Source organism: Pricia sp., assembly GCF_041745955.1.
Lineage (GTDB): Bacteria > Bacteroidota > Bacteroidia > Flavobacteriales > Flavobacteriaceae > Pricia.
In genome coordinates, this window is record NZ_JBGTHY010000099.1 from 1 (window position 1) to 5,227 (window position 5,227).

Sequence of the window (5,227 nt, forward strand, 5' to 3'; positions counted from 1 at the left end):
AAAATAATCCATTATGGCGATATATCTCTTGTAGATGCAATACCTAGCCCGTGGCATTTGCATGAAACCGATAGAGAAACTATCGTTCAATGGTCCGGAAATCGGAGTAATCCCCTCACCGGTAACGTATTACCGGGAAAATTGATACCTAGAGGTAATAGTGTCTACACTTATTTTGAATTTGAGGTAAGTGATTTTGGCGGCGAGTTCGGCAGCCCGAACACCATTACAAAACGTTTAAATGTGCATCTCACCCACTATCATCCTGGGGTGTCGTCTTTTTAATAAACCTTGAGTCGACCCCAATATACAAAACGCCTAATAGTAAATTACCGAGGCCCTAAACCTCGGTTTTTTCTTTTAGCAATTCCGCTTCAAAAAGTTGGGCAAAATGGTTCAGTAATTTTTCCTTTACCTCATCTATATCCACTTCCTTTTTCCCCAACTCCACATTCAACGAAGTAACCACTTTCCCTTCTATCCCACAGGGAATCATCAAATCAAAGTAGCCCAAATCCGTATTTACATTCAATGCAAATCCGTGCATGGTAACCCATCTTGAGGCACGCACGCCCATGGCACATATCTTCCGGGCAAATGGTGTGCCGACGTCCAACCAGACTCCAGTTTCACCTTTAGAACGTTGAGCTTTCAGTCCGTATTCCGCTAAGGTCAAAATAACCATTTCTTCCAAAAACCGCAGATATTTGTGGATGTCGGTAAAAAAATTATCAAGGTCCAAGATTGGGTAGCCGACGATTTGTCCGGGGCCGTGGTAGGTGATATCACCTCCCCTATTTATTTTGTAGAATTTGGCGCCCTCCTTTTCTAAGCGTTTTTCGTCGACCAGCAGGTTTTTGATATCGCCGCTTTTGCCCAAGGTAAAGACATGGGGGTGCTCTACGAACAGGAAATGGTTGGGGGTTTTTAAATCGGTAACCTCCCGTCTGTTCTTGATTTTGATATTGAGAGTTTCCCGAAAAAGTTTTTCTTGGTAGTCCCAGGTTTGTTTGTAGTCCTTTAGGCCGAGGTCACGTATCCTGATTTTTCTGTTCTTACCCATCAGTCAACTCCTAAAATTTTATCCGAATATGCCTTTACCAATTTGCATTTGGTATTCATTTCTAAAATTTCTTCCCACCTTTTTCCAATAAAATCGTACAGCTCTCCGATTTTCATATTGCCTATCTTAACGTGGATCACCTTCGGAGGTGGTTCTTTATTGATAATTCTAGCGGAAAAATCAGAATCCTTTGAAATTATGGTCAATTGATTGTTTTTGGCATAGGTCCAAGTTTGTGAATCCAATAAATCGGTGCCTAAATCGGAGACGTGAAGATACTCATCCGACGACCAAAAACTGAAATATTTAGGAAGATTGGCATCAACCAAAAATCTAACCATGATAATTTTTTATCTCATAACTGTTTTTCAACAAGGATGATGCAAATGCCAAACATGCAGAAATATCCTCTTCCTCAAGAAAAGGATAATTTTTAAGGATTTCAGCATTCGTTTCCCCCGCGCTCAAATAATCCAGCACAGACTCAACGGTAATGCGTTGACCGCGAATAGTAGGCTTACCATTGCAGAGGTCGGGATGTACGGTTATCCGTTTAGCTATATACTCCATACGATAAAGATACTAAATTTAGCAGTATGCCGATTTAAAATACGGAACATGTTCCCTCCCTATACTGCATCCGATGAGCGTAGAGAAAGGAGTGCACGAGTTGGCGCACCCGAACGATACGGGCGGGGGAGGAAATTATTAATTCGGATTGTTCAAAATAACCAAGGCCGCAATAACCCCCGGCACCCATCCGCAGAAAGTAAGTAGCAGCACGATCAGAAAAGAACCGCAACCCTTTCCGAGAACGGCCAAGGGTGGAAAAAGAATGGCGAGCAATACGCGTATAAAACTCATTGTGATTTGATTTTTTGATTGATGATGTATTCATAGGACGAGAAAAAGCGCCGATCGTTACAAAAATAGTTTAGAAGATGAATGTTTTATAATTTCTTATCATCCGTCTCCGGTAACCTGTCACCTGTCATCGGTCAATTTTCAAATCATCACATCCTCAAATCTTCAAATTGATATCCTATATTTGTAGGCTCAACATAGAAAACAAATGCAACTCTCGGAACAGGAAACCATCAGAAGGGATAAATTGAAAAAATTGCGCGAAATGGGCATCGACCCCTACCCCGCCGCTTTATATCCCGTAAATGCTACATCCAAAAGTAGTAAAGAGGATTATAAGGATGGAAAAAAAGTGGTAATCGCCGGTCGGTTGATGTCCCGACGCATCCAAGGGAAGGCTTCCTTTGCGGAATTGCAGGATAGTGCAGGCCGTATCCAGGTCTATTTTAACCGGGATGAAATCTGCCCCGGGGAGGATAAATCCCATTACAACGACATCTATAAAAAATTGTTGGATATCGGGGATATTATCGGTATCGAGGGCGAACTTTTCACCACACAGGTCGGGGAAAAGACCGTTATGGTCAAAAGTTTTAGGATGCTGAGCAAGGCGTTGCGACCCCTACCCCTTCCAAAAAAGGATGCGGAAGGCCATGTTTTTGACGAATTCAACGATCCGGAGCAACGCTACCGCCAACGCTATGTCGATCTAGTGGTCAACCCGAAGGTAAAGGAAACTTTTATCAAGCGTACCAAGATTACGAATACCATCCGTCAATTTTATAATGATATGGGATATCTGGAGGTCGAAACGCCCATTCTACAACCGATTCCCGGTGGTGCGGCGGCGCGTCCGTTCTTGACGCACCATAATGCGCTGAACATTCCCCTATATTTGCGTATTGCGAACGAGCTTTATTTAAAACGCCTGATTGTAGGAGGCTTCGACGGGGTTTATGAGTTCTCGAAGGATTTCCGCAACGAGGGTATGGACCGCACCCACAACCCCGAATTCACGGTGATGGAGCTCTATGTAGCGTATAAGGATTACCATTGGATGATGGATACCACCGAAAAACTTTTGGAAAAAGTGGCCATAGAAGCGAACGGAAGTTCTAAGATTACCGTAGGCAAGAACGAAATCGAATTCAAGGCGCCCTACCCCAGGATCCCGATTTTGGAGTCCATCAAAATCCACACAGGATTCGACGTAGCCGACATGGAGGAAGATGAACTGCGCGAAACGGCCAAAAAACTGCATATCGAGGTAGATGGGACCATGGGCGTGGGCAAGCTCATCGACACTATTTTTGGCGAGAAATGCGAACATCATTACATTCAGCCCACATTTATAACGGACTATCCGAAAGAGATGAGTCCACTGACCAAACAGCACCGCGATAATCCCGCCTTGACCGAGCGTTTCGAACTCTTTGCCAACGGCAAGGAAATCGCCAACGCCTACTCCGAGCTCAACGATCCCATCGACCAGCGCGAACGTTTTGAAGATCAGCTGAAACTCTCCGAAAAAGGGGATGACGAAGCTATGTTCATCGATCAAGATTTTCTTCGTGCCCTTGAGTACGGAATGCCCCCGACCTCTGGAATCGGAATCGGCATTGACCGTCTAGTGATGCTGTTGACCAATAATGCATCGATTCAAGAAGTGCTTTTCTTTCCTCAGATGCGGCCCGAAAAGAAAGCCCCAGAACTTACCGATGAAGAGAAAGCCATTGTTGCGCTTCTTAAACCAACTGGCGGTATGGATCTCGACGAACTCAAATCCCAAGTCGGACTTAGCGGCAAAAAATGGGACAAGTCAATGAAGGGATTGACGAAGCAGGGAGTAATCAAGGTTGTAGTTGATGGAAATACAAAGATTGTGGCCCTGAAAAGTTGAAGTTAGGCAGATATTGCGAGAGGCCATCCATATAAAACCGGTGTAATCCCAGAAGCTAAACATCCCATTAATAATCAAATAGTCCATATATCCCATAAAATTGTCTATTTTTCAATCCCAAATATCTTCCTATTTTTAGATCATCTATTCATTATTGGCATTTATCCTTTTAAAAAATGCGTATCTTAACAAAGATGAAAAAGAAAAGTCACAAGGGAATACAGAAACTCTCGGTCGCAGCGCTAGTGTTTGCGGTAGGCATCATACAGTCCTGCGGCGAATCGGACCGTGTCGATTTCAGTAGCCAGATAAAACCGATTCTCAACAATAAATGCATTACCTGCCACGGCGGGGTAAAAAAGAACGGGGGCTTTAGTCTACTGTTCGAGAAAGAGGCCTTTGCGGACAATGAATCCGGAAAACCGGCGATTATTCCCGGTGACGCTTCAAGTAGCGAACTGATCAAGCGTATCAACGAGACCGATCCTGAGCATCGCATGCCCTACGAAAAACCGCCGCTATCGGATGAAGAAATCGATCTGCTGACCCGATGGATCGACCAAGGGGCGGAGTGGGGCCAACACTGGGCGTATTCGCTTCCCGAAAAAGTGGAAGTTCCCGCCATATCCCAAGAAGCGGGATTTACAGCGGACGGTTCATCCAACTTCGTTCAAAACGGTATTGACAATTTTATTCTTGCACGGCTTGATAACGAGGCCCTCCAACCCAATCCATCCGCAGAAAAAAATATCATTGCACGAAGGTTGGCCCTTGACCTTACGGGATTACCGCCCGATCAAAAACTTTTCGAGGCATTTACGGAAGACGACCTATCTTACGAAACCATGGTCGACACCTTAATGGCCCGAAAGGATTATGGCGAAAAATGGGCCAGTTGGTGGCTCGACCTGGCCCGATATGCCGATACTAAAGGCTATGAAAAAGATCAGGGGCGGAACATGTGGCGGTATCGCGACTGGGTTATTTCGGCATTTAACCAGAACATGCCTTACGACCAGTTTACCACGGAACAATTAGCGGGCGACCTCTTGCCCGACCCGACGACGGACCAGTTGATCGCCACGGCCTTCCATAGAAATACCATGAACAACGACGAGGGCGGTACCGAGGATGAGGAGTTTCGGGTGGCTAGCGTCATCGACCGTGTGAATACGACCTTCTCCGTCTGGCAGAGTACGACCATGGAATGTGTGCAGTGCCACAGCCACCCCTACGATCCCTTTACCCATGAGGAATACTATAAGGCCATGGCGTTCTTCAACAATTCGAGGGACGAGGACACGCCGGATGAAAGTCCGAATATCCGTTTTTACGATGAAAAGCAAAGGCACAATGTGGACCGGGTAAACGCTTGGGTCGAAAAATACGGTTCGGAAGAA

At 45.3% G+C, this 5,227-nt stretch carries 7 protein-coding genes; 3 read left to right on the forward strand and 4 right to left on the reverse strand.

All coding sequences use genetic code 11. The features are described 5' to 3' along the window. Nucleotides 1-285 (forward strand): hypothetical protein (locus tag ACEW8S_RS03365; protein ID WP_373516774.1); only part of this gene is annotated, 285 nt, incomplete at its 5' end. Between the two features lie 55 nt (nt 286-340). Here the strand turns inward: ACEW8S_RS03365 and lipB are convergent. The 4 genes from lipB to ACEW8S_RS03385 all read right to left on the reverse strand — a co-directional run bounded on the left by lipB (nt 341) and on the right by ACEW8S_RS03385 (nt 1,927). Beyond that, on the reverse strand, nt 341-1,063 hold the full coding sequence (gene lipB / locus ACEW8S_RS03370; RefSeq protein ID WP_373516775.1) for a lipoyl(octanoyl) transferase LipB: 723 nt from the start codon (nt 1,061-1,063) through the stop codon (nt 341-343). Next, nucleotides 1,063-1,404, reverse strand: a complete 342-nt coding sequence (locus ACEW8S_RS03375) for a DUF5615 family PIN-like protein (RefSeq protein ID WP_373516776.1) — start codon at nt 1,402-1,404, stop codon at nt 1,063-1,065. The genes lipB and ACEW8S_RS03375 overlap by 1 nt, the downstream gene beginning before the upstream one ends. Continuing rightward, entirely contained in the window at nt 1,397-1,633 is a 237-nt protein-coding gene (locus tag ACEW8S_RS03380; protein WP_373516777.1) for a DUF433 domain-containing protein, read from the reverse strand. Before ACEW8S_RS03380 ends, ACEW8S_RS03375 begins: the two co-directional genes overlap by 8 nt. Before the next feature lie 138 nt (nt 1,634-1,771). Continuing rightward, nucleotides 1,772-1,927 carry a YqaE/Pmp3 family membrane protein gene (locus ACEW8S_RS03385; RefSeq protein ID WP_373516778.1) on the reverse strand — a complete coding sequence of 52 codons (156 nt, stop codon included), beginning with the start codon at nt 1,925-1,927 and terminating at the stop codon, nt 1,772-1,774. A 208-nt stretch (nt 1,928-2,135) separates the two neighbouring features. On the opposite strand from ACEW8S_RS03385, the gene lysS reads away from it, so the two are divergent. Both lysS and ACEW8S_RS03395 read left to right on the forward strand, forming a co-directional pair. Beyond that, entirely contained in the window at nt 2,136-3,827 is a 1,692-nt protein-coding gene (gene lysS, locus ACEW8S_RS03390) for a lysine--tRNA ligase (protein WP_373516779.1), read from the forward strand. A 194-nt stretch (nt 3,828-4,021) separates the two neighbouring features. Further along, on the forward strand, nt 4,022-5,227 hold a 1,206-nt coding region (locus tag ACEW8S_RS03395; protein ID WP_373516780.1), incomplete at its 3' end, for a DUF1549 domain-containing protein.